This is a genomic window from Nesterenkonia sp. AN1 (genome assembly GCF_000582475.1).
In the GTDB taxonomy this organism is placed as follows: Bacteria; Actinomycetota; Actinomycetes; order Actinomycetales; family Micrococcaceae; genus Nesterenkonia; species Nesterenkonia aurantiaca.
Genome location: NZ_JEMO01000002.1, coordinates 58,216 through 80,799, shown reverse-complemented (window position 1 = coordinate 80,799; position 22,584 = coordinate 58,216). Strand labels below are relative to the sequence as shown.

21 protein-coding genes are annotated in these 22,584 nt (G+C 70.0%); 16 read left to right on the top strand and 5 right to left on the bottom strand.

The features are described 5' to 3' along the window. Positions 1-84 precede the first annotated feature (84 nt). The gene (mtrB, locus tag BG28_RS01965; protein ID WP_235180922.1) at positions 85-1,866 is read right to left on the bottom strand and encodes an MtrAB system histidine kinase MtrB; all 1,782 of its coding nucleotides are present in this window, start codon (positions 1,864-1,866) and stop codon (positions 85-87) included. Between the two features lie 77 nt (positions 1,867-1,943). Next, on the bottom strand, positions 1,944-2,633 hold the full coding sequence (gene mtrA / locus BG28_RS01960) for an MtrAB system response regulator MtrA (RefSeq protein ID WP_036473691.1): 690 nt from the start codon (positions 2,631-2,633) through the stop codon (positions 1,944-1,946). Positions 2,634-2,781: 148 nt separating this feature from the next. Between mtrA and BG28_RS01955 the strand changes: the two genes are divergently transcribed. From BG28_RS01955 to BG28_RS01915, 9 genes are all read left to right on the top strand, one after another. After that, the gene (locus BG28_RS01955) at positions 2,782-3,921 is read left to right on the top strand and encodes a hypothetical protein (protein ID WP_036473689.1); all 1,140 of its coding nucleotides are present in this window, start codon (positions 2,782-2,784) and stop codon (positions 3,919-3,921) included. Then, positions 3,902-4,564 (top strand): DUF4129 domain-containing protein, encoded by a 663-nt coding sequence (locus tag BG28_RS01950; RefSeq protein WP_036473688.1) that lies wholly within the window; start codon positions 3,902-3,904, stop codon positions 4,562-4,564. Before BG28_RS01955 ends, BG28_RS01950 begins: the two co-directional genes overlap by 20 nt. Further along, positions 4,561-5,853, top strand: coding sequence for a DUF4350 domain-containing protein (locus BG28_RS14070; protein ID WP_051500828.1), 1,293 nt, complete (start codon positions 4,561-4,563; stop codon positions 5,851-5,853). Before BG28_RS01950 ends, BG28_RS14070 begins: the two co-directional genes overlap by 4 nt. A gap of 43 nt (positions 5,854-5,896) precedes the next feature. Beyond that, complete coding sequence (locus BG28_RS01940; RefSeq protein WP_036473745.1) at positions 5,897-6,862, top strand: MoxR family ATPase; 966 nt, start codon at positions 5,897-5,899, stop codon at positions 6,860-6,862. A gap of 13 nt (positions 6,863-6,875) precedes the next feature. After that, positions 6,876-8,219 (top strand): DUF58 domain-containing protein, encoded by a 1,344-nt coding sequence (locus tag BG28_RS01935; RefSeq protein ID WP_036473686.1) that lies wholly within the window; start codon positions 6,876-6,878, stop codon positions 8,217-8,219. A 235-nt stretch (positions 8,220-8,454) separates the two neighbouring features. Beyond that, a complete protein-coding gene (gene mnmA, locus BG28_RS01930) occupies positions 8,455-9,609 on the top strand; it encodes a tRNA 2-thiouridine(34) synthase MnmA (protein ID WP_036473684.1) in 1,155 nt (384 codons plus the stop codon). A gap of 9 nt (positions 9,610-9,618) precedes the next feature. Then, positions 9,619-10,053: a chorismate mutase gene (locus tag BG28_RS01925; RefSeq protein WP_084479327.1), complete on the top strand. Its 435-nt coding sequence runs from the start codon at positions 9,619-9,621 to the stop codon at positions 10,051-10,053. Then, complete coding sequence (locus BG28_RS14065) at positions 10,053-11,192, top strand: hypothetical protein (protein ID WP_051500827.1); 1,140 nt, start codon at positions 10,053-10,055, stop codon at positions 11,190-11,192. The genes BG28_RS01925 and BG28_RS14065 overlap by 1 nt, the downstream gene beginning before the upstream one ends. Before the next feature lie 195 nt (positions 11,193-11,387). Then, positions 11,388-11,801 carry a VOC family protein gene (locus tag BG28_RS01915; RefSeq protein ID WP_036473682.1) on the top strand — a complete coding sequence of 138 codons (414 nt, stop codon included), beginning with the start codon at positions 11,388-11,390 and terminating at the stop codon, positions 11,799-11,801. Between the two features lie 264 nt (positions 11,802-12,065). Here BG28_RS01915 and BG28_RS01910 read toward each other — a convergent pair whose 3' ends face one another. Then, positions 12,066-13,298, bottom strand: coding sequence for a cysteine desulfurase family protein (locus BG28_RS01910; protein ID WP_051500837.1), 1,233 nt, complete (start codon positions 13,296-13,298; stop codon positions 12,066-12,068). 43 nt (positions 13,299-13,341) lie between these two features. Here BG28_RS01910 and BG28_RS01905 point away from each other — a divergent pair, with 43 nt between their 5' ends. The 4 genes from BG28_RS01905 to rraA are packed head-to-tail and all read left to right on the top strand — an operon-like array spanning position 13,342 to position 17,123. After that, on the top strand, positions 13,342-14,400 hold the full coding sequence (locus BG28_RS01905) for a J domain-containing protein (RefSeq protein ID WP_036473680.1): 1,059 nt from the start codon (positions 13,342-13,344) through the stop codon (positions 14,398-14,400). 32 nt (positions 14,401-14,432) lie between these two features. Then, positions 14,433-14,915 (top strand): tRNA (cytidine(34)-2'-O)-methyltransferase, encoded by a 483-nt coding sequence (locus BG28_RS01900; RefSeq protein WP_036473678.1) that lies wholly within the window; start codon positions 14,433-14,435, stop codon positions 14,913-14,915. Between the two features lie 58 nt (positions 14,916-14,973). Further along, complete coding sequence (locus BG28_RS01895; protein WP_036473676.1) at positions 14,974-16,623, top strand: anti-sigma factor domain-containing protein; 1,650 nt, start codon at positions 14,974-14,976, stop codon at positions 16,621-16,623. Further along, complete coding sequence (rraA, locus tag BG28_RS01890; RefSeq protein WP_036473674.1) at positions 16,623-17,123, top strand: ribonuclease E activity regulator RraA; 501 nt, start codon at positions 16,623-16,625, stop codon at positions 17,121-17,123. Before BG28_RS01895 ends, rraA begins: the two co-directional genes overlap by 1 nt. Positions 17,124-17,220: 97 nt before the next feature. Here the strand turns inward: rraA and BG28_RS01885 are convergent, their stop codons facing one another. Beyond that, a complete protein-coding gene (locus BG28_RS01885) occupies positions 17,221-18,006 on the bottom strand; it encodes a PIG-L deacetylase family protein (RefSeq protein WP_084479326.1) in 786 nt (261 codons plus the stop codon). 37 nt (positions 18,007-18,043) lie between these two features. Next, on the bottom strand, positions 18,044-19,252 hold the full coding sequence (locus BG28_RS01880; RefSeq protein ID WP_235180920.1) for a S1C family serine protease: 1,209 nt from the start codon (positions 19,250-19,252) through the stop codon (positions 18,044-18,046). Positions 19,253-19,401: 149 nt separating this feature from the next. Between BG28_RS01880 and BG28_RS15595 the strand changes: the two genes are divergently transcribed. The 3 genes from BG28_RS15595 to BG28_RS01865 all read left to right on the top strand — a co-directional run bounded on the left by BG28_RS15595 (position 19,402) and on the right by BG28_RS01865 (position 22,553). Continuing rightward, positions 19,402-19,875 (top strand): hypothetical protein, encoded by a 474-nt coding sequence (locus tag BG28_RS15595; RefSeq protein ID WP_036473672.1) that lies wholly within the window; start codon positions 19,402-19,404, stop codon positions 19,873-19,875. A gap of 270 nt (positions 19,876-20,145) precedes the next feature. Beyond that, positions 20,146-21,630, top strand: coding sequence for a hypothetical protein (locus tag BG28_RS01870; protein ID WP_152539182.1), 1,485 nt, complete (start codon positions 20,146-20,148; stop codon positions 21,628-21,630). Between the two features lie 101 nt (positions 21,631-21,731). Beyond that, a complete protein-coding gene (locus BG28_RS01865) occupies positions 21,732-22,553 on the top strand; it encodes a PspA/IM30 family protein (protein WP_036473670.1) in 822 nt (273 codons plus the stop codon). Positions 22,554-22,584: the final 31 nt, after the last annotated feature.

Genomic DNA, 22,584 nt, shown 5'->3' with positions numbered 1-22,584 from the left:
CGGTGGGCAGCAGCGGCGAGCAGGCGCCGAGCGTGAGCATCAACGCGAGCAGTCCCGTGATCAGGGCGAGCAGTCGACGGCGGATCATGACTCCCCCCTCTTGGGCTGGTAGAGCGCCTGTTCGTTGATCCGGTCATGCTCCGGCTCTGCCTCGGGGAGGTCCTGGATGTTTTCGATGCGGTACCGGTCGGTCGCCCGGTAGACCGGGGGCAGCGCCATCGGCGAGGCGCGGTAGGGCACTGACTGGCGGCGCGGCAGCACCAGACGGAAGCAGGAGCCCTGACCCTTCTGTCCCCAGGCGTCCAGCGCGCCCTGGTGCAGCCGGGTGTCCTCGGTGGCGATGGAGAGCCCCAGCCCGGAGCCGCCGGTCGTGCGGGCTCGGGCCGGATCGGCGCGCCAGAACCGGTCAAAGACGTGGGCAACCTCGGAGGGGCTCATGCCGATCCCGTGATCCCGGACCGCGATGCCGATGGCTGTGGGGCTGGAGGAGACGACCACATCCACTGGGCGGGCCTCGGCGTGTTCGATCGCGTTGTTGATCAGGTTGCGCAGGATCCGGCTGATCCGACGAGCATCGACTTCGGCGCGGAAGTTCTCCCCCTGGACCACCAGGCCCAGCGGGGTGTTCGAGCTCTCCGCCAGCGGCTTGGAACTGATCAAGACCTCCCGGGTGAGGGCCAGCAGGTCAACCTCGGCGGTGGCGAGCTCTGCGGCGCCGGCGTCGAACCGGGACATCTCCAGAAGGTCCGAGAGCAGCGCCTGGAACCGTTCCACCTGATGGTGGAGCAGCTCGGTGGAGCGTCGGTTGATCGGATCGAAGTCATCCCGGGACTCATGCAGCACCTCGGCGGCCATCCGCACGGTGGTCAGCGGGGTGCGCAGCTCGTGGGAGACGTCGGAGACGAAGCGCTGCTGCATCTTGGAGAGGTTCGCCAGCTGGGTGATCTGTTCCTGAAGGTTTGAGGCCATCCGGTTGAAGGACCGTCCGAGGCGGGCGATCTCGTCCTCCCCGCGCACCGCAAGGCGTTGGTCGAGCTGGCCGTCCGCGATCCGCTCCGAGACCTCCGCGGCCTGGGAGACCGGACGGACCACCGAGCGGGCCACCCAGGCGGCGATGGCCATGTTGATCAGCAGGATCGCGACGCCGGCGACCAGCATGGTGCGAAAGACGAAGGCGACGTTCTCCTGGACCGGGGAGAAGTCGTAGACGAAGTAGAGCGCATAGGGGCTGCCCTGGACGTCGACCTGGGTGCCGAACGCGATCCCGGGCGCCTCGGAGTCCCCCTCGGCCCGCAGCTCCACGGCCTGCCAGTACTGACCGGTGCCTGCGGCGACGGCGTCGGTGAGCTCCTCGGAGATCACGCCCTGAGATACGCCCCCGGAGGTGATGCCGTCGACGTAGAGGTTCTCGCCAACGTCGAGCGGAGCCAAGATGACCTCTCGCCGGATCTGCGTGGAGGATTCACCCACGTCGTTGAGGATCGACTGGATGTCCTGCTGCGCCTCGGTCCGACTGCTGGTGCTCAGCGCCGCGAAGCTGCTGCGGATCGAGTCGAGCCCTTCGGCGGCCTCCAGCTCGGCCTGGTCGAAGCGCTCCTGGAAGAGCCCCGAGGTGACCTGCTGGACCAGGAACGCCGCCACGGCCATGGTGCTGATCATGGTGAGCAATCCGGTGAAGAACACCGCCCGGATCAGCAGCGAGCGCGCCCACAGGCGGGGCAGCCCGCTGATCCTCCGGGCGGTGCCGGCGAAGCTGCGCTTGGCACCGGGCTGAAGCCCCGGCTGGGAGCTCGCGGCGGCGGCCTCGGCCGACTCCGCAGTCGCCTGACTCTCCTCCTGCGGGCCCCGGGCTTGGTCCCGGATCACCGGGATGCTGCCGGTGGAGCTCGCCGAGGATCGAGACGCGGTGCGATCCGCGGAATGATCAGCTTCGCCTGGAATGACTACCCCTGCCCTCCGGCCTTATAGCCGACGCCGCGCACGGTCTGCACGATCTCGGGGTTCTCCGGATCCTTCTCGATCTTTGAACGAAGCCGCTGCACATGCACGTTGACCAGCCGGGTGTCGGCCTGGTGGCGGTAGCCCCAGACCTCCTCCAGCAGCATCTCGCGGTTCCAGACCTGCCAGGGCTTCTTCGCCAGGGCGGTGAGCAGGTCGAACTCCAGGGGGGTCAGCGAGATCCGATGTTCGCCGCGGCGGACCTCGTGGCCGGCCACGTCGATGCTGAGGTCACCGATGGTGAGATTCTCGCCGTCGGGCCGGGCATTATGGTCGGCTGGGCGCAGCCGCGCGCGGACCCGGGCCACCAGCTCCGCCGGTTTGAAGGGCTTCGGGACGTAGTCATCGGCGCCGGCCTCGAGTCCACGCACCACATCAGCGGTGTCGGACTTGGCGGTGAGCATGATCACCGGGGTGTCCGCCTCCTCGCGGATCTCGCGGCAGACCTCGATGCCGTCCTTCCCGGGCAGCATCAGATCGAGCAGGACAACGTCCGGCTTGGAGCTGTGGAAGGTCTCCAGGGCGTCTTCGCCGTTGAAGCAGAAGGTGGGTTCGAATCCCTCATTGCGCAGCACAATGCCGATCATCTCTGCGAGCGCTTCGTCGTCGTCGACGACCAGGATTCTGGCTTTCATCTGCTCTCCATCCATAGGGGGCCTGCGGCGCAGAACGTCTTGCGCGCGCAGGTTCGGGCCCAGTTCCAAGCGGCACCGCACTCAGGATATATGAGAGCGGTAGGCTGAGCGCAGAGGGCAGTCGCGCAGAGGCGCTTGAGGAGGGGCGATGACCCATACAGCGGAGACACACCGTGCCAGGCCGTGGCCGGGCACCGGTTCCGCAACCTCCCGCGCCGCGCAGGATCCGGAGCTGACCCCGGGATCGGTCTTCCCGCTGCGCCGGATGGTCGCCGATGAGCTGTTCAGCGCCGCCGTGGCCGTGATCCGCCGTTCACCGAAGGCGGTGCTGGGCGTCCCGTTCCTCGCCGGGCTGGTGAACTTCGGGCTCACCCTGGTGATGATGCTGGTGCTTCCCTCTTCCTCCTATATGCGCATGCTCACCGACCCGGGCGCCTTCGAGGACCCGGACCTGGCGCTGGGCGTGGCCGCCGATGCCGGCTTCCTGTGGGTGACCTTCGCGAGCTCCGCGCTGACCTCTCTGGTCATCGCGGTGGCTGCCGCCTATATGGTGCTGCCCACGCTGCGCGCCGCCTACGGGCTGCACACCGGGATGGGCCAGACGGTCCGGCTGCGGCTGGGCAGGGTCGGCCCGACCGTGGTCAACCTTCTGGTGCTGGGTCTGATCCTGTCCGTGGTGGCGCTGCCGGTGTTCTTCGTGGCCGTGCTGCTGCTGGTGATCACCCTGTTCCTGGGCGCCGTGGTGGTGCTGCCCGGACTCTTCCTGGCCCTGTGCTGGGTCACCGCCGCGGTGATGTACGCCCCGCTGACCGTGGTGGTCGAGCGACGGGGCCCCTTCGCCGCGATCGGACGGTCCTGGCAGCTCAACCGCGGCCGCTGGTGGCGCAACATCGGGCTGGTCGCGCTGCTCTACGTGATCCTGGGACTGGTGTTCACGATCGCGTCGATGCCGCTGATAGTCACCGTGGCCGCCGCCGAGCTGCTCGAGGGCTCACCGGTCCCCGGCGGAGAGTGGGCCGGTTTCGCCGTGTTTGCCCTCACCGAGCTCTACGGCACCGTGCTGACCACCTTGTTCATCGGTGTGGTGGGCACGGTGATCTCACTGATGTACCTCAACGCCCGCATCCGGCAGGAGGCCCTGGACGTGACGCTGCTGGCCGCGACCGACCCGGTGCGCCTGCCGCTGCAGTCCGCCCGGACCCCCGCCGATCGTCTGGTCCCCGGCTCGATCGAGCATCTCCACGAGCACTTCGCGGAGGTGGACCGCGGTGCAGCCCGAACCCGATGAGGCCCGGCGGCTCCTGGAGCAGGAGCTCAGCGATCCGCGCTACCAGCGCGACGCCACCGGGCCGCTGCGCGAAGCCGCAGACCGCTTCTTCGCCTGGCTGGACCAGCTGAGCCTGAATCTGGGTCCGCTGAACCTGCCCCTGGGTCCGGTGCTGCTGCTGGTGCTGCTGCTCGTCGCGGTGATCCTGTGCATCGTGCTGGTGCGGCCCCGGCTGCAGCGCGGCGCCGACGCCGGCGAGCTGCTCACCAGCCCCGCCGGGGTGACCGCGGAGCAGCTGCGCCGGCGGGCGAAATCCCACGCCCAGGCCGGACGCTTCGACGAGGCCTGCCGGGAGCTCTTCCGCGCCGTGATCCGCGCCGCCGAGGAGCGCCAGGAGCTCGCCGAGCAGGTTGGCCGCACCGCCACCGAGGCCGGCACCGCGTTGGCGCGGGCACACCCGGGCCAGGCCCGGCAGGCGATGCATGCCGCCGAGCTGTTCAACTACTCCCGCTACGGCGGCGGCTCGCTGAACCAGGCCGCCTACGACACGCTGCTCGCCCTGGCCGAGCGGCTGCAGTCCCCGCCCGAGGCCCAGCACCCTGAGCCCCAGCACTCTGAGGCCCAGCAGCATGAGGCCCAGCAGCATCAGGGGGCGCGCGGATGACGACGACGGCGACGCTCGGCTCCACGCTGCGCAACGGGTTCCAGCGCTGGCAGTTCTGGCTGCTGCTGCTGATCCTGGGGCTCCTGTCGGTGGCGCTGATCCAGTCGCTCAACGATGAGGACATGGATCGCTTCGGCCTGCAGAACACCGCGCTGGACGGCTATGCCGCCCTCGCCGGGGTGCTCGAGGAGCAGGAGGTGCAGATCCACCAGGCGGCCTCTGCGGAGATCGCCCGAGACCTGATGACCGAGCATCCGGAGGCCCCGCTGGTGGTCCTCTCCACCGGGGACGTTCCCGATGCTGCCTTCAACGAAGGCCTCCGCGAGCGCGACCAGCGTCCGGTGGTGCTGCTCAGCGAGGGACCCGAGCTGCTGACCGCGCTCTACCCCGAGGGCCCGGCGAGCTATGCCGGAACCCACCCCGGCGGCGGCTCCAGCGCGGCGCTGGAGGCCGGGGCGCAGTGCCCGGTGGACGCGGCGGTCAACGCCGCCACGGTGCAGGCCCCGGGAGCGCTGTTCTTCGGCGACGCGCCGGGCTGCTTCATCGGGTTCAGCGAGGACGCCGGCGAGGCGCAGATGCTGATCGAGACCGACGCCGGCCTGCTCTTCGGCGGCCCGGCGGCGTTCACCAACCAGAACATCACCGACGCCGGACACGCGGCGCTGGCGCTGTGGCTCTTCGGCGCCGAGGATGACCTGATCTGGTACACCCCGATGGGAGTGGACACGCTCGACGATCAGCAGTGGGCCTCCCCCATGGACTTCCTCCCCGACTGGGTCGTCCCGCTGGCCTGGTGGCTGCTGCTCTGCGTGCTGGTGATGATGCTGGTGCTCGGGCGACGTCCCGGTCCGGTGGTCGGCGAGCCGCTGCCGGTCCAGGTCCCCGGGGCCGAGACCGCCGAGGGACGCGGTCGGATGTATCAGAGCGCCAACGCGGTGGCACCCTCCGCGCGCACCCTGCGCAGCGCCCACCTGATCCGGCTCGCCCGGCTGCTCCGGCTCGGCACCGCGCCGCAGGAGGCCAGCATCATCGCCGCCGCCCGGCAGGTCCGCCGCGATCCCGCGCAGCTGGAAGGGCTCCTCGCCCAGCAGCCGCGCCGCAACTCAGAGCTGGTCGCCTACGCCCAATCGCTGGCGCAGCTCGAGGACGAGGTCCAGCGCGCCGCGCTGAACCATCACCCCGGCGCCCACTCGGCCGGCGGAGCCCGCGACGGGCTCGGCGCCGGGCAGACCAGCACAGACCGTACACACCTGAACCGCCAGCAAGGGAAGAACACCAGCAATGACTGAACCAGATATCGCTGCCACGCAGAACCACCAGGACCCGTCTCTGATGCCGGACCAGGCGTCCCATGAGCTGCGTGAGAAGTTCCACCAGGTCCGCGGCGAGGTGGCCAAGGCGGTGGTCGGCCAGGATGCCGCGGTCACCAGCGTGCTGATCGGCCTGCTGGTCCGTGGCCACGTGCTCCTCGAAGGGGTGCCCGGGGTGGCCAAGACCCTGCTGGTCCGGGCGATCTCCGCCTCGCTGAGCCTGGACACCTCGCGGGTCCAGTTCACCCCGGACCTGATGCCCGGCGACGTGACCGGTTCGCTGGTCTATGACTCCAAGACCGGGGACTTCAGCTTCCGCGAGGGCCCGGTCTTCACCAACCTGCTGCTCGCCGATGAGATCAACCGCACCCCGCCCAAGACCCAGGCCTCGCTGCTCGAAGCCATGGAGGAGCGGCAGGTCTCGGTGGACGGGATCAGCCGACCGCTGCCCGATCCGTTCCTGGTCGCCGCCACCCAGAACCCCGTGGAGTACGAGGGCACCTACCCGCTGCCGGAGGCGCAGCTGGACCGCTTCCTGCTCAAGGTGCACCTGGATCTTCCGCACCGCAGTGAGGAGATCGAGGTCATCCGCCGCCACGCCGCCGGGTTCAACCCCTCCGATCTCGCCGGGGCCGGGGTCCGCGCCGTGGCTGGTGCCCAGGACGTGCTCGCCGCCCGCGCCCAGGTCCGCCAGGTCGCCATCGCCGGTGAGGTGCTGGCCTATATCGTCGACCTCGCCCGCGCCACCCGGGAGACCCCGAGCTTCCAGCTGGGCGTCTCCCCGCGTGGCGCCACCGCTCTGATGAACGCCGCTCGCGCCTGGGCCTGGCTCTCTGGCCGCGACTTCATCACCCCCGACGACGTCAAGGCGCTGGCTCCGGCCTGCCTGCGGCATCGAGTCTCGCTGCGTCCCGAAGCGGCGATGGACGGGGTCAGCATCGACGACGTGCTGCAGTCGATCCTGGCCACCGTGCCGGTCCCACGGTGATCGGAGCCGACCGATGGTCCTGACCCGACGCTTCCTCTACGTGGCGCTGGGACTCAGCGCCGTCGTCGTCGTGTTCCCGGCGCCGGGCACGCTGCTCGGCTGCGCGGTGCTGCTGATCCTGCTCGCCGCGGTGGACATGGTGCTCGCCGGCTCGCCGCGCAGCGTGCGGGTCGAACGGGTGCCGACCGCCGAGGTGCGGCTGGGCCAGGCGACGACGGCGAGCACCACCGTCTACCAGGCCGGGTCGCGCCCGCTGCGGGGTCAGGTCAAGGACGGCTGGCAGCCCTCTGCCGGTGCACGCGCGCAGATCAGCCCGATCCGGCTGGGACCGGGCCGATCGAACGGTCCCAACGGGTCCGCCGCCCGGATCCAGACCGCAAGGATCGAGACCGCGCTGCGACCCACCCGGCGCGGAGACCTGCACAGCGAACATCTGAGCCTGCGCTCGATCGGGCCGCTGGGCCTGGCCGGACGCCAGGTGACCCACCGGGTGCGGCACACCCTGCGAGTGCTGCCGCCGTTCCACTCGCGGCGACACCTGCCCTCGAAGCTGCAGCGGCTGCGCGAGCTCGACGGAGCGACCGCGGTGCAGATCCGCGGCGCCGGGCATGAGTTCGATTCGCTGCGCGACTACGTGCGCGGCGATGATGTGCGCTCCATCGACTGGCGGGCCACCGCGCGGCGGCAGTCCTCCCAGGGTCAGCATCTGGTGGTGCGCACCTGGCGGCCCGAACGGGACCGGCGCGTGATCATCGCCTTGGATTCCTCGCGCACCTCCGCGGTGCGCATCGAGGATGAGCCGCGGCTGGACTCCGGGATGGATGCCGCGCTGCTGCTCGGCGCGCTCGCCGCGGGGGCCGGTGACCGGGTGGACTACTTCTCCTTCGACCGCGGGCTCAGCTCGCAGGCCCGATCCGGGATGCGTGGAGACCTGCTGCATCAGATGGCCGAGGCGATGTCCACGGTGGAACCCCGCCTGGTGGAGGCGGACTTCTCCCAGCTGCCGGGGCAGATCCGAGCGATCAGCTCGCAGCGCAGCCTGCTGGTGGTGCTGACCTCGCTGGACTCCGGTTCGCTGGAGGAGGGCCTGCTGCCGGTGCTGCCCGCGCTGACCCAGCGCCATCTCGTGGTGCTCGCCGCGGTGCGCGACCCGGAGCTGGATCGGCGGGCCCGAGCCCGGGAGACCGCCGGAGAGGTCTACCGGGCAGCCGCCGCCGAGCGAGCGCTGATCGAGAAGGAGGCGCTGCGCCGCCAGCTCGCCTCGCTCGGGGTCGAGGTCGTCGAAGCCGCCCCGCACCAGCTGCCGCCGCAGCTCGCCGACACCTATATCCGGCTCAAGGCCTCGGGCCGGCTGTAGTTCCGGGGCCGGGGCTGAGGCTCAGGCTGGGGCGAACTCGGGGGCTGGCTCCGGCGCTGGCATCGGCACTGACCTCGGCGCTGACACCGGCTCTGACCTCGGCGCTGGGATGTTCACTGACACCCGCGCTGACCGGCGGGAATGCATCGACCCCCGGAAGTGCTGAATACTGGGCAGAAGAACCAGCTCGGCGCACAGGCGTGCGCAACCACTACAGGGAACCGGGAAGAGATTCATGAAGGTATTGGCAGCCATGTCCGGCGGAGTGGACTCCGCTGTGGCCGCGGCGCGCGCCGTGGACGCCGGCCACGAGGTCGTCGGGGTGCACCTGGCGCTGAGCCGGATGCCCGGCACGCTGCGCACCGGGTCCCGCGGCTGCTGCACCATCGAGGACTCCTCCGACGCCTGGCGCGCCTGCGAGAAGCTCGGCATCCCGTTCTACGTCTGGGACTTCTCCGAACGCTTCAAGGCCGATGTGGTCGATGACTTCATCAGCGAATACGCCGCTGGCCGCACCCCGAATCCCTGCATGCGCTGCAACGAGAAGATCAAGTTCGAGGCGCTGCTGGACAAAGCCATCGCACTGGGCTTCGACGCCGTGGCCACCGGACACTACGCCAAGGTCTTCCGCGACGCCGAGGGCAGCCCGGAGCTGCACCGGGCGGCCACCTGGACCAAGGACCAGTCCTACGTGCTCGGGGTGCTCACCACCGAGCAGCTCGAGCACTGCATCTTCCCGCTGGGCGAGACCCCCTCAAAGGACCTGGTCCGCGCCGAGGCGGCAGAGCGCGGACTCTCCGTGGCGAAGAAGCCCGACTCCCACGACATCTGCTTCATCCCCGACGGGGACACCCGGGGCTGGCTCGCCGAGCAGATCGAGCTGCGCAACGGCCCGATCCTCGACGCCGAGGGCGAGCAGATCGGCGAGCATGAGGGCTCCGAGGCCTACACCGTGGGCCAGCGCCGCGGCCTCAAGCTCGGCCACCCCGCCCCGGACGGAAAGCCCCGGTTCGTGCTGGAGATCCGGCCCAAGGACAACACCGTGGTCGCCGGGCCGCGCGAGCTGCTCGAGATCGACCGGCTCACCGGCATCCGGCTCTCCTGGGCCGGCGCCCCGGTCCCCGAGGCCGCCACCGGGGAATGGTTCTCCCTGGACCTGCAGATCCGCGCGCACGCCGACCCGGTGCCCGCCCGCGCTCGGGTCGAGGCCGAGCACCCGGAGACCGAAGACGGCGCACCACGGCTGATGGTGGAGCTCGAGGATGCTCTGCAGGGCGTCGCCCCCGGTCAGACCGCCGTCATGTACCAGGGCACCCGGGTGCTGGGACAGGCCACCATCGACACCGCCCGCTCGAAGAACTACCAGCCGGTGGCCTCCGCCGCCCAGTAGGCTGGATGCATGAGCACTGATCCCCGCGCCGGCGAGGCCGGCACCCAGATCGAACCCGAGATCCTCGATGAGCTGCTGTCCATGCGGGCCAGCATCGACAACATCGATGCGACGCTGGTCTACCTGCTGGCCGAGCGGTTCAAGGCCACCCAGCGCGTCGGAGTGCTCAAGGCCAAGCACCAGCTCCCCGCGGCCGATCCGGCCCGGGAGAAGAACCAGATCTCGCGGCTCAAGCGCCTGGCGAATGAGGCCCAGCTCGACCCGGAGTTCGCCGAGAAGTTCCTGAACTTCATCATCGAAGAGGTCATCCGCCACCACCAGGCGATCTCCAGCGCCGGCCTCGGCTCCGAGCAGTCCAGCACGGAAGCCCCCGGCGCCGCAGCGGTCGGCCCCGGAGAATCCGCCGCCGACGCGGCCGCACCCCACGATTCGACCGACCGCTGATGCCCCTGCGCTCCGCCGCGGCCGGTGTGATGCCTGGGACCGATCTGCTGCACAGCGCAGAGCTGCAGGCCGCCGAGCTGCCGGCACCGCACCTGCCCGGACTTCCTGAGCTTCCCGGACGCGGACTGCACTCGCAGCTGCTGGGCCGCAGTCTCGCTCAGCTCTCCGAGCTCGCCACCGAGCTGACCTCCTACGGCTGGCGGCTCACCCAGCGACCCGGCGCCGATGACCAGCGCGCCCGCGGCTGGCTGCGCTCGGATGTGGACACCCTGGCCGACGTCCGGGGGCGGCGCCGCGAGGCCGGCCTGGACGCCACCGACGAGAACGGACTCGCCGCTCCCCTGGTGCTGGAGCTGCTGGGACCGATCAGCCTGATGGCGAGCCTCGCGCTGCCCTCCGGCGAGAAGGTGCTCACCGATCATGGGGCACGCCGGGACCTGGCCGGCTCACTGGCCGCCGGGGTCGCCGAGCACCTGACCCATGTGCGGCGAGCCTGCGCGCCGTCGTCGTTGACGGTCATCATCGCCGAACCCGACTACATCCGCGCTCGCGGAGGCCTGATCCCCACGGTCAGCGGCTACCGGACGATCCGGGCGCTGGACCGCGAGGAGGCCCGCGGCCACCTGGGCATCATGATCGAGACCCTCCAACGCGGCGGTGCCGAGGAGATCCTGCTCGACCTCGGCGGCGGCGTGGAGGCGGAGCATCTGCAGGACTTCCGCGCGACCCAGGGGCCGCGGGTCAGCGGCTTCGGAGTCGATCTGACCGTGATGCAGGCACAGGGTTGGGAGCGCACCGCCGAACTGGTTGAATCTGGGGCCACCATGCTCGCCTCCACAGTGACCGCCGCGGAGGCCGCTGCAGCCGCGCGGCCTCACTCCCCGGAGGCCGCACGCCGCGGGGACGCCCAGCTTCCCCAGGTCAACGACCTGGCACGAAGGCTGCGTGGGCCTTGGGACCGGATCGGGATGCCGCTGAGCAGTCTGGAGAGCTTCATCCTGGTCGGCTCCGCAGCCCGGCACCAGGCAGAACCAGCCCGCTCGCAGTTCGCCTCGCTCACCGAACCCGCCGCGATGCGGGTGCTCACCCGGGTGCGCGACACCGCCGAGGCGCTGCGCGACCAGCTCCGCGAAGCCTGAGCGGGGTGCGCCCCTTTCCGCTTCCGTCACCGCTTCCCTCCCCCTCCCCTCGCGCCTTTCCCCTCACGTCCCTCCCCTCCATCGCTGGGGCGGCAACGGGTGGAATGCGGCCGCAGGAAGACCTCAGAGCACCTGGATGCGCCCCACGGACACGCTTCACCCCGGAAACTCGCCCCTCTATCCGAAAGAGACCCCATGGACCAGCGACTCTCCCTGATCACCCTCGCCGTGGCCGACCTGCCGGCGACCCGACGCTTCTACGTGGAGGGTCTCGGCTGGGCGCCCAGCGTGGAGGCCCCCGGGGTGCTGATGCTGCGCGCCGGCGAGCACCTGCTTCTCTCGCTCTGGGACCGCGCGGAGTTCGAGACCGAGGTGGGCCCGATCATGACCGGTCCAGGGTTGGCGCCGCTGACCCTGGCGCACAACGTCGCTGAGGACGCGCAGGTCGAGGAGGTCCGGAACCAGGCGCGCGCGGCTGGAGCCACTGAGATCCAGCCCGCCGAACGTCGCGCATGGGGCGGCTACAGCGGATACTTCGCCGACCCCGACGGATTCCGCTGGGAGATCGCCTGCGCGCCGGGCGAGGTCAACGACGTCGTCCTACCCTGAGCCGAAGTCACTCCGCCTGGCCTTCCTTGCCGCATCCCGCCTCCCGCCTCCCGCGCCCACCCGCACCATTGCTGGGGCGGCAACGGGTGGAATACGGCCGCATAGGGAGCTGAGAGCACCTGTATGCGCCCCAGAGACACCGGGATACCGGGAATGCGGCCGCATAAGGAGCTGAGAGCACCTGTATGCGCCCCAGAGACGCCGGATAGGCGGTATGCGCCCCAGAGACGCCGGGATACGGCGAATGCATGACCGTGCCCTCGCTCAGCGTCGGGCGGCGGCCATTCCGGCGGTGCGCGCCTGGGCGATCACTGCAGGCAGCGCGGCGGCCAGCGCGGCCACATCGCGCTCCGTCGTCGTCCAGCCCAAGGTGAAGCGCTGAGCACCGCGGGACTGTTCCTCGCTGAGGCCCATCGCGAGCAGCACGTGGGAGGGGCGCGGGACCCCGGCGGTGCAGGCCGAGCCGGTGGCGGTGTCGAAGCCCGCCATGTCCAGCATGAACAGCAGTGAATCGCCCTCGGCGTCGTCCACGGTGATGTGCAGGTTGTTCGGCAGCCGCAGCTCCGGGTGGGTTCGCGGGTCCGGCCCGCGCAGCGTGACCCCTTCGAGCCCGACTACGGCGTCCAGCAGCTGATCCCGCAGTCCCGCCAGCCGCTGAGACTCCTGTTCCTGAGAGGCCACCAGCTCCTGGGCCACCGCGGCGAAGGAACAGATCCCGGCGACGTCGAGCGTGCCGGAGCGGATGTCGCGCTCCTGCCCGCCGCCGTGCAGCACCGGGGTCAGCACCACGTCGCGTCGGACCAGCAGCGCGCCGATCCCCACCGGGGCGCCGATCTTGTGCCCGCTGATCGCCAGGGTCGCGGCGCCGGAGTCGCGGAAGCTCATCGGCGCCGTGCCGGGCGGAAGCGAGCCGAAGACCTGGACCGCGTCGGTGTGCAGCGGCACCCCGAAGCGCGCACAGAGCTCGCCGATCTGAGGGATCGGCTGGATCGCGCCGGTCTCGTTGTTGGCCCACATCACGGTGACCAGCGCGACCGAGTCCGCGGACTCGGCCAGGGTGGCCTCCAGTGCAGGCAGATCCACGATGCCCTGCGCGTCCACGGCGATGATGCCCAGTTCGGCGCCCTCGTGAGTCTCCAGCCATTCAGCCGTCTCGAGCACCGCGTGATGTTCGATCCCGGGCAGCAGGATCCGACGCCGGGCCGGGTCCTGCGCGCGGCGCTGCCAGTAGAGCCCCTTGACCGCGAGGTTGTCCGCCTCGGTGCCCCCGGAGGTGAAGATCACCTCCGAGGGGTGGGCTCCTGCGGCGCGGGCGAGCTGCTCGCGGGCGGAGTCCACCGCCAGCCGGGCGCGGCGGCCGGAGCCGTGCAACGAGGAGGGGTTCGACAGCGCCGGCATCACTTCGGTGAGCACTCGCATGGCGGTGGGCTTGATCGGAGTGGTGGCGGCGTGGTCGAAATAGGTTCCGCCCGGCAGGGCCTCAGGTGCAGATGACATCGTGTCCACGATTCTACGCTTTTGGGGCTATCGTGAATCCTCGATGAGCAGTCACTCCGAAGATCTCTACAGTGTGCTGGGCATCGGCCCCGACGCCGACGCCCAGGCCGTCCGCGCGGCCTACCGCAAGCAGGCCAGGCGGGCCCACCCCGACGCCGGCGGCACCGCGGAGGAGTTCCACGAGGTGCAGTCGGCCTGGGAGGTCCTCGGCGACGAGGCTGCCCGGGCCGCCTACGATCGGAAGCTGCGCCAGCCGCAGGGCGCCGGCGCGGAAGAGGACTCCGAGAACGACGGGCCCACCTACGGCCGCCCAGGGTTCGGCGGCTTCGGCGGGTCAGGGGCGGCATTCCGGACCACCGCCTCGGGCAGCACCTCGGCGCGCTCCGGCAGCGCCGATTCCGCGCGCACCCCCTCGGGGACCGCCCATCTGGCCCCGATCTACATCCCTGACCTCTCCCGGCCCGAGCCGCTCTCGCTGCCGCTGACCAGTCAGCGCACGCATGGTCGGTTCGCCTCGAAGGGGCTCTTCGGCGGAGGCCGTACCCGCCGCGCCGAGCGGATGGCGGCGCTGTTGGAGAAGCACGTGCTCGCCGAGCTGCCCACCGCGCGACTCTTCAACGCCGTCGCCCTGGAACCCGCGGGCAAGGATCGCCGCGGAGCCAGCCGTCCCCCGCGCGGGCCGGCGGTTGATCACGTGCTGGTCTGCGGGGACACCCTGGTGGTGGTCTCCTCCCTGGAGGTGCCCGCTGCGGCTGCCTCCTGGGACGGCCGCCGGCTCCACGCCGCCGGACGCTCGCTGACCCTGCCTGACCTCACCGGAGACTCCCGGTTGCTGCGGGCCACCCTGGAGGCCGCGATGCGTGATGCCGGCCGCGAGACCAGCCTGAACCTGGGGCAGCAGCTCGTGCTGCACTCCCCCGACGGCGGCATGCAGAGCCCGGTGGTGGAGTCCCGCGGGGCCGGCATCGCCCGGGCCCCGCTGGCCCCGGCGCGTGCCTTCCGCAGCATCCGCGAGCAGCTCGCCGCCTCCGCCCAGGCCAACGTGATCGACCGGCATCTGCTTGCCGCGCTGCGCCGGCAGCTGCAGCACCCGTTCGAGTGACCGCGCGATGAGCCGAGTCCGGCGCCGGTAGGATGACCGGCGTGAACACTCCGATTCGGGTGCTGGTGGACCAGCCTGAGATCCCCGGCAACACCGGCAACCTGATCCGGCTCGCCGCCGTCACCGGGGTGGAGCTGCATCTGGCCGAACCGATCGGCTTCGACTTCGCCGACGCCAAGCTGCGCCGTGCGGGTCTGGACTACCACGATCTCGCCGTGATGACCGTGCACCCGAACCTGGAAGCGGCCTATGCGGCACTTGCCCCCCAGCGCATCTTCGCCTTCACCGGCGAGGGCACCGTCACCCACACCTCGATCACCTACCGCCCCGGCGATGTGCTGCTCTTCGGCCGGGAGTCCACCGGGCTGGATGAGGCGGTCAAGGCCGATCCACGCATCACCGCTCGGGTGCGGATCCCGATGCTCGCCTCGCGGCGTTCGCTGAACCTGGCGAACTCGGTCTCGATCGCCGTCTACGAAGCCTGGCGTCAGGACGGTTTCGGCGGAGCCGTCTGACGCTCATGAGGGTGTTGGTGCCGCTGAAGCCCTCTGGGGATCGCTACACTCACCAACCATGGACACCGCCTCTGACCGCTCTGCATCGGATCACCCCGAAGACCTCCCCGACGGCGACCTGACCCGCGCAGAACACGACCGCGGGTCCGTCCATGACACCACCGGCAACGACGACGTCGGCGGCCGGCCCGACTCCGCCGAGTCCTCGCACGATCCGAGGCTGAGCGAGCTCCTCGCCGGTTCCGCCCGCGGCGACCAGCCCTCCTTCGCCACCTTCTACGAGGCCACCTCCGATGTGGTCTACGGGCTGGCGCTGCTGATGCACGAAGAGCCTGAGGGGGCGCAGGCCTCCATGTTGGCGGTCTACCACCAGCTCTGGGACCAGGCCGACGAGCGCGCCCAAGACCTCCGGCTGCAGTCCCAGGCCTCGGAGCTGCTCACCGACGAGCACGCCGCCGAGGAACATCGCCCCGACGACGCCTACCGGCCCACCGAATACGAGCTGGTCCTGGAATGGCTGGTCCCGCTGGCGCACCGGATCTTCGTGGAGCGCTTCCGCGAGGGCCTGGCCACACCGATCCGCCTCGCAGTGGTCCCGGCCGATGAGGGAGGCGGGATCGCCGGTCTTCCCGAGGAGATCATCGAGGACATCAGCGTGCTCTCGGACTCGCAGTCCCAGGCGCTGGCGCTGAGCTACCTCGCCGGCGACACGCACCAGCAGGTGGGCGCCGCGGTGGGCGCAGCCGTTCCGGCCGTGAAGTCCCGACTGCGCGACGGCATGACCCGGATGCACACCAGACGCACCACCCGCGAGGCGGAGCTCGATCCGATCCTGCGGGCCGCGGTGACGAAGAAGGACGTGGAACGCTCCGGTGCGGTGAACCGGAACTTCACCGAGGACATCGGCGCCGACGTCGAACACGGACTGCTCGTGGAGCTCGCCGAGGTCTACGCGCTGGACGCCATCGACAACCGGGAGCGCGCGGTGCTGGATGAGGCCGCCCTGACCGCCGACGAGGCCACCGCGCGCGCCTGGGACACCCGGGTGCTCTCGGCCCGGCGCACGCTCGCCGAGATCTTCACCGCATACCCGGTGGTCCCGCCCGGTCAGCTGCTCGAGGAGGTGCTCTACAACCTCTCCGACCAGGAGGTGGGCATGGGAATGGTGGAGTCCATCTCGAGCCACACCGAGGTGGCTCCCAAGCGCGAGCCGGTGGTGAAGCGTTGGATGATCGTCAGCGGGCTCGCCGTCGTCGTGCTGGCCGCGGTCCTGCTGATCTGGGGACTGACCATCGGCCAGGACGTGCAGGCCACGGCCGACGGGGACCCCGAGGCGCGGGTGGTCGACGGCATCGAGCTCGCCGAGGGTGGCACCGCACGGGCGGTGATCTCCGAGGCTGAGAATGTGGGCTATGTGGACTTCTCCGAGGTCGGGGAGCTCGAGGGCGACACCACCTACCAGCTCTGGCTCATGCCGCGCGACGACGCCCAGCCCAGTTCGCTGGGCAACTTCACCGCCGCGGAGCTCGAGGAAGAGATCGTGACCCTGCGCAATATCGAATCGAACCGGGCGCTGCAGATCACGGTTGAACAGATCCGCGGCGAGGAGCGCCCGATGGGCGAGACCGTCGGCGAGATCGAGATGCGTGAACGCGTCACCGACGGCCCGCAGTACGGCGGGTCCGCCGATCAGGAGGAAGAGGACTGATGAGCGCAGAATCCACACCCACCACCGGCAGTGCTGACTTCGCGACCTGCGATCTCTACGACGCCGACGAGTCGCTGCAGTCGCTCTCGCTGCAGCTGCTGAACCTCGGCGGCCGCGCCCGATTCACCGGCCCGATCCGGACCATCCGCTGCCACCGGGACAACGGACTGGTCAAAGAGCTGCTGAACTCCCCCGGTGACGGTGCCGTGCTCGTCGTCGACGGCTCAGGCTCGCTGGACTCGGCCCTGATCGGTGACATGATCGCCGCCTCCGCGATCCAGAACGGCTGGGCCGGGGTGGTCATCCACGGCGTGATCCGTGACCGTGAGCAGCTCGCCGAGATGGACCTCGGGGTGCGCGCGCTGGGCTCGAACCCGCGGAAGTCGGTCAAGGACGGAGCCGGCGAGGTCGATGTGCCGGTCCAGTTCGGCGGCGTCAGCTTCGTGCCCGGGGCGACCCTGTGGTCCGACGCCGACGGCGTGCTCGTCAGCAACGTCTGAGTCACCGCCGGTCGGAATCACCGCCGGTCTGAGTCACTGCCGGTCGGAGTCACCGCCGGTCTGAGTCACCGCCGGTCGGGATCACTGCCGTCAGGGGTCAGAACCCGCTGATCGTGTCCGGGGCGTTGACCGTGACCCAGTGGAACTCCTCGGCGAAGCCGCCGGCCCCGTGGATCTCACGCATCTGCTCCAGCACGAAATTCTGCATCCGCTCGGCGTCGGGGTGCTGGCTGAAGTGCGCCCGCAGCGCATCCAGCTTCACCGACTCCTGACCCGAGACGTCGAGCCGGAGGTTCACCCGCTCCTGCGGCGCTGTGGTGAGCAGCAGATGCCGGATCTTGAAGGCCTCGAGCCCCGCGGCCGCGAGCTCCGGGTAGGCGAAGGGGTTCTCCACGGAGGGGTAGGCGGCGCGGACCACGGCCTCGCCGCAGGCCAGGTGATCGGGGTGCGACTTCTGCAGCCGGTCCCAGGCGCGTTCGGGATGCGGAGAGACGACCACCTCTGGCCGGACCTGGCGCATGATCCGCACGATCTTTCCGACCAGCTCGGCGGTGGGCGCGACGAAGCCGTCGCGCTCGTCGAGCAGGATCACCTCGTGGACCCCCAGTGCCGCGGCCGCCTGACGCTGTTCGGCCTCCCGCACTCGGGCCAGCTCGGCACCGTCGCGCCCGGGCTCGAAGCCCCCGGCGTCCCCGGCGGTGAGCAGGCACAGGGTCACCTGCACCCCAGCCGCGGTGAACGCCGCGATGCTGCCGGCCGCGCCGAAGTCGATGTCATCGGGATGAGCCCCGAAGGCGAGCACCCGGCGGACCTCGTGCTCCGCCGCCAGCGCGGCGGGGGTGGTCAGCCCGGCACGGGTGGAGGATCCGGGGGTTGCCGACATCGCAGTCTGCGAAGAACCGGCTGGGAACGACTCAGACTCAGGTCGCGCCAAGGGTCACCTCGGTCTCTTCCTGCTGGCCGTCCCGCGTGTAGCTGATCGTCACGGTCTCCCCGGCCGCGTACTCGCGGATCGTGGCGGTCAGCGCCAGCGAGTCTTCGATCCGCCGGTCGTTGACCGCGGTGATGATGTCGCCGGTGGCAAGCCCCGCTTCGGCGGCCGGGGTGTTTCCTGGCACGTCATCGATCAGCGCGCCCACGGTGAAGCCCGGCATCACCGGAGCAAGTCCGGTATCGGTCTCGTCCGGGACCTCCTGGGAGCCGGCGGCCGCGACCGTGACGCCGAGCAGCCCGTGCGAGACCTCACCGGTATCGATGAGCTCCTGCGCGACCCGCTGGGCATAGTCGATCGGCACCGCGAAGCCCACACCGATGGACCCGGCGTCGGACTCGGCGCCTCCCCCGGAGGAGGCGATGGCCACGTTGACGCCGATCACCCGGCCCTCGTCGTCGACGAGGGCGCCGCCGGAGTTTCCGCGGTTGATCGCGGCGTCGGTCTGGATCACGTTGAGATGAATCGAACCCTGGGTGGGGGAACCCTCCATGTCAGGGAAGTAGAACTCGAAGCCGTCCTCTTCGCTGCCCTCCTCAGGTGCCTCCGGGGCGTCGGCACCCTCGTCCTCCACGGCGGAGGAGGCGACCGAGATGGTGCGGTTCAGCGTGGAGACGATCCCGTCGGTGACCGTGCCGGCCAGGCCGAGCGGGGCACCGATGGCGATGGTCTGATCCCCGACGTTGAGATCCCCGGAAGAGCCAAGCTCGGCCGGCTGGATCCCTTCGATGTCCTCCAGCTGGATCACCGCGAGATCACTCAGCGGGTCGGTGCCCACCAGGGTGGCGTTGGAGACCGAGCCATCGCTCATCCGGGCCTGAATGTCGGGATCCGGGGCGGCCCCGCCGAGGGTCACCACGTGGGTGTTGGTCAGCACATGGCCTTCCTCGTCCAGGATGATGCCTGAGCCCGAACCACCCTGGCCGCCTTCGCTGACTGCCAGGGTGACCACCGATGGAGACGCCTTCGCGGCCGCGGCGGTGACCACGGTGGCGGAGTCGGGGTTGTTGATCTCGATGCCTCCGGCGGAGGAGGTGCTGATGCTTCCGTCGTCGAGCACGGCCTGGGTGCCGGCCACCACACCACCGCCGAGCAGCCCGGCGAGCAGCACCGCGAGCGCGAGACCGCCGACGCCCACGGTGCGCCTGGCGCGTGGCTGCTGCTGGCTGGGGTGCGCAAAGGCGGCTCCCGAGCCGTACCCGCCGTAGGCGCCGTAGGCGCCGTAGGCGCCATGGCCGCTCCGCCGTAGGAGGGGTCCTGGTTGTACTGCGGCTGGCCGTACTGACCATGCTGGTCCTGGCCGTACTGACCCTGGCCGTATTGGCCGTACTGACCATGCTGGTCCTGACCGTGCTGACCGTACTGGTCATGACCATGCTGATCCTGGCCGTACTGACCATGCTGGTCCTGGCCGTACTGATCCTGAGCGTACTGGTCATGAGCATCCCGACCATGCTGATCCTGACCGTGCTGTGGCTGACCGTGCTGATCCTGACCGTGCTGTGGCTGACCGTGCTGGGGCTGGTGCTGTCCCTGGCCTGGCTCGCCCGGGGCGTAGCCGCCCTGCTCAGCGCGGTGATGCTGGGAGGAGGGAGTCCCGGAGGGCGAGGCGGGCCAGTTCGCGGAGTAGGACTCCGCCCCGGCCTGGGCCGGCACATCAGCTTCGGGAGAGACCGGTCCCGGTGGGACAGGATCGATCCGCGCGGTGGCGTCCTCCGGGGGGTCAACATCGTCCCGGCGAGGGCCGTTGTGCGGATCTGAACTCATGGTGGAACCTGCCTTTGTGGTCTTGCGCTGCGATAGTGGGGCGGCGAGATCGGGACACGCATGCTCTCGCGGGCTCGACTGCCATTGTCAGCGCCCATCCTGTATCGACGACGATAACGGCCTGGATGCCTCCTGGACGATTCCAGGAGACTGCGATCCGCCCGCCACCGTTGACCTCGCAGGCCGCGAGCCCCCTGCTACGCCCACAGACGAGCTGACCGTTGGCTGATAGACGATGTCATAGGCCACTTATAGACTCGGCCCATGGTGCCCGATATAGTCCTCAATCCACCCATCAGCCTCGGGATGATCGTGATCGGCCCGCTGCTGATCGGTGCGGTCATCCTCGGTCTGATCGGCCTGGGCGCGGTGTGGCTCTCCGGCGGCAAGAAGCAGAACCGCCGGCTTCAGGGCTTCGCGAACAACCAACAGCTCTCCGGCGGCAAGAACTCCGGAGCCGAATCCGCGGAGGAGCGGCGGCTGGCTGCGATGAGCCTCGAGGAGCTTCGGCGCGAGGCCGGTTCGCTGCTGATCGCGGCGGACAACGCGGTGAACTCCTCCGAACAGGAGATCCTCTTCGCCAGCGCCGCCTACGGCGATGAACAGGTCGCCCCTTTCCAGAAGGACGTGGACGAGGCGCGGGAGCACCTGCAGGAGTCCTTCCGGATGCAGCACACGGTGGACCGGGATCCGCCGGAGGACGAGCACGAGGCCCGCGAGCTGCTGCGCAAGGTCATCGAGAACTGCCAGCGGGTCAACGAGACCCTGGAGTCACACCGCCAGGACTTTGAGTCTCTGCGCAGCCTCGAGCTGGACCCGCGTCCGGCCCTGGAGCAGCTGCGCAGCCGGATCGGCGAGCTCCGGGACCGCCGGGCGGAGGCCGAGAAGCGTCTCCCGAACCTGCAGTCCAAATACGACGACGAGGCGCTCACCTCCTTCACCGAAGGCCTGGCCCATTCCGCGCGCAGCCTTCAGCACGCCGAAGGCTCGGCCCAGGACGCCGCGCAGGCGCTCACCGATTCCCAAGCCTCCGATGCGGTGGTCGCGATCCACGCCGGAGAGGAAGCCGCCGGGGAGGCCGGGAAGCTGATCGAATCCCTCGAAGAGACCCAGCTGCGGCTGCGCAGCGCCGAGCAGAACCTCGGCATCGGTCTGGACCAGACCGAGCAGGACATCGCCCAGGCGCGCGCCACCATGCAGGCAGGCCAGTCCGCGGAGCTCGCCGGCCCCATCGCCGCGGCCGAGGCCGCGGTCAAACAGGTGCGCCGGGCGCTGGACGCAGGGTCCAAGACCAACCCGCTGGAGCTTCTGAACTCGCTCGAGATCGCCCATCGCGAGCTCGACGAGCCCTTGAACGCGGTCCGGGACCAGCAGGCCCGGGACCGACGGGCCCGTGAGGTGCTGCAGACCGAGATCCTCACCGCACGCCACCAGGTGCAGTCTTCCCGGGACTACCTGCGCTCCAAGCGCAGCGGCGCCACCTCGCGCACTCGCATGGCGGAGGCCGAACGTACCCTCGCCGAGGCGGAGGCCATCGGAGACCGCGAACCGGCCAAGGCGCTGGAGCTGGCCACCCAGGCCAAGACCCTGGCCGTGCAGGCCGCTCAGATCGCCCGCCAGGAATCGGCTGAAGACGCGCTCAGCGGCGGGGGCGGAGGCTACGGCGGCGGATTCGGCGGATTCGGCATGCCGGGCGGCTATGGCCATATGGGCGGGGGCGGCTTCGGGCGCCGTCGTCGGATGTTCTGAGTCTTCACCGGGGCCATGCCATGGCCGTGTGAAGAACCCGTGACTAGTATCGACCACGTGAGCAATCGATAGACATTGATGCACAAGGAAAGGTGAACACTGTGAGCAAGCAGTCCATTTTAGGTCGCATGTCCCAGCTGGTCCGCGCGAACGTCAACGCCATGTTGGATCGTTCCGAGGACCCGGAGAAGATGCTGGACCAGATGGTCCGAGACTTCACCAACAACATCGCAGAGGCCGAAGAGGCGATCGCCCAGACCATCGGCAATCTGCGCATGATGGAGGACGACTACAGCGAGGATCTCGAGAACTCGAGATCCTGGGGCCAGAAGGCGCTGGCCGCCTCCCGGAAGGCGGACGAGTTCCGCGACGGCGGCAACGCTGAGAACGCGCAGAAGTTCGACAATCTGGCCAAGGTCGCCATCCAGCGCCAGATGGAGGCAGAGTCCTCGGCGAAGTCTGCCGAGCCGACCATCACCTCCCAGCGCGAGATCGTGGACCGGCTCAAGACCGGTCTCGAGCAGATGAAGACCAAGCGTCAGCAGCTGGTGTCCAAGCGCGACGAGCTGATCGCCCGCTCCCGCGCCGCGCACGCCCAGTCCCAGGTCCACGACGCCGTGAAGTCCATCGACGTGATGGACCCGACCTCCGAGGTGGGACGCTTCGAAGAGAAGATCCGCCGCGAAGAGGCCAAGGTGCGGGGGCAGAACGAGCTGGCCGCCTCCTCACTGGATGCGCAGTTCGAGTCTCTGGAGGATCTGGGCGAGCAGGCCGAGGTCGACGCCCGGCTCGCCGCGCTGAAGTCCGGCAGCTCCGCTCCGGCGGCCCTGGGCGCCGGATCCTCAGAGGCAGGGTCCTCCGATGCGCAGGCCACCGAGGACTACACCGCGCAGCTCGAGGCCCAGGAGCGCGACCGCGCCTGAACGCAGTATGACGCCGGTTCGGCAGCGGTGC

What these genes read in the sequence shown, in the direction of transcription:
- BG28_RS01935 (WP_036473686.1), top strand. Translation starts at nt 6,876, where the DNA reads ATGGTCCTGACCCGACGCTTCCTCTACGTGGCGCTGGGACTCAGCGCC.
- BG28_RS01940 (WP_036473745.1), top strand. Translation starts at nt 5,897, where the DNA reads ATGCCGGACCAGGCGTCCCATGAGCTGCGTGAGAAGTTCCACCAGGTC.
- BG28_RS14070 (WP_051500828.1), top strand. Translation starts at nt 4,561, where the DNA reads ATGACGACGACGGCGACGCTCGGCTCCACGCTGCGCAACGGGTTCCAG.
- BG28_RS01910 (WP_051500837.1), bottom strand. Translation starts at nt 13,298, where the DNA reads ATGTCATCTGCACCTGAGGCCCTGCCGGGCGGAACCTATTTCGACCAC.
- rraA (WP_036473674.1), top strand. Translation starts at nt 16,623, where the DNA reads ATGAGCGCAGAATCCACACCCACCACCGGCAGTGCTGACTTCGCGACC.
- BG28_RS01925 (WP_084479327.1), top strand. Translation starts at nt 9,619, where the DNA reads ATGAGCACTGATCCCCGCGCCGGCGAGGCCGGCACCCAGATCGAACCC.
- BG28_RS01955 (WP_036473689.1), top strand. Translation starts at nt 2,782, where the DNA reads ATGACCCATACAGCGGAGACACACCGTGCCAGGCCGTGGCCGGGCACC.
- BG28_RS01905 (WP_036473680.1), top strand. Translation starts at nt 13,342, where the DNA reads ATGAGCAGTCACTCCGAAGATCTCTACAGTGTGCTGGGCATCGGCCCC.
- BG28_RS01915 (WP_036473682.1), top strand. Translation starts at nt 11,388, where the DNA reads ATGGACCAGCGACTCTCCCTGATCACCCTCGCCGTGGCCGACCTGCCG.
- BG28_RS01895 (WP_036473676.1), top strand. Translation starts at nt 14,974, where the DNA reads ATGGACACCGCCTCTGACCGCTCTGCATCGGATCACCCCGAAGACCTC.
- BG28_RS01900 (WP_036473678.1), top strand. Translation starts at nt 14,433, where the DNA reads ATGACCGGCGTGAACACTCCGATTCGGGTGCTGGTGGACCAGCCTGAG.
- BG28_RS14065 (WP_051500827.1), top strand. Translation starts at nt 10,053, where the DNA reads ATGCCCCTGCGCTCCGCCGCGGCCGGTGTGATGCCTGGGACCGATCTG.
- mnmA (WP_036473684.1), top strand. Translation starts at nt 8,455, where the DNA reads ATGAAGGTATTGGCAGCCATGTCCGGCGGAGTGGACTCCGCTGTGGCC.
- mtrA (WP_036473691.1), bottom strand. Translation starts at nt 2,633, where the DNA reads ATGAAAGCCAGAATCCTGGTCGTCGACGACGACGAAGCGCTCGCAGAG.
- BG28_RS01885 (WP_084479326.1), bottom strand. Translation starts at nt 18,006, where the DNA reads ATGTCGGCAACCCCCGGATCCTCCACCCGTGCCGGGCTGACCACCCCC.
- BG28_RS15595 (WP_036473672.1), top strand. Translation starts at nt 19,402, where the DNA reads ATGCTGGTCCTGGCCGTACTGACCCTGGCCGTATTGGCCGTACTGACC.
- BG28_RS01870 (WP_152539182.1), top strand. Translation starts at nt 20,146, where the DNA reads ATGGTGCCCGATATAGTCCTCAATCCACCCATCAGCCTCGGGATGATC.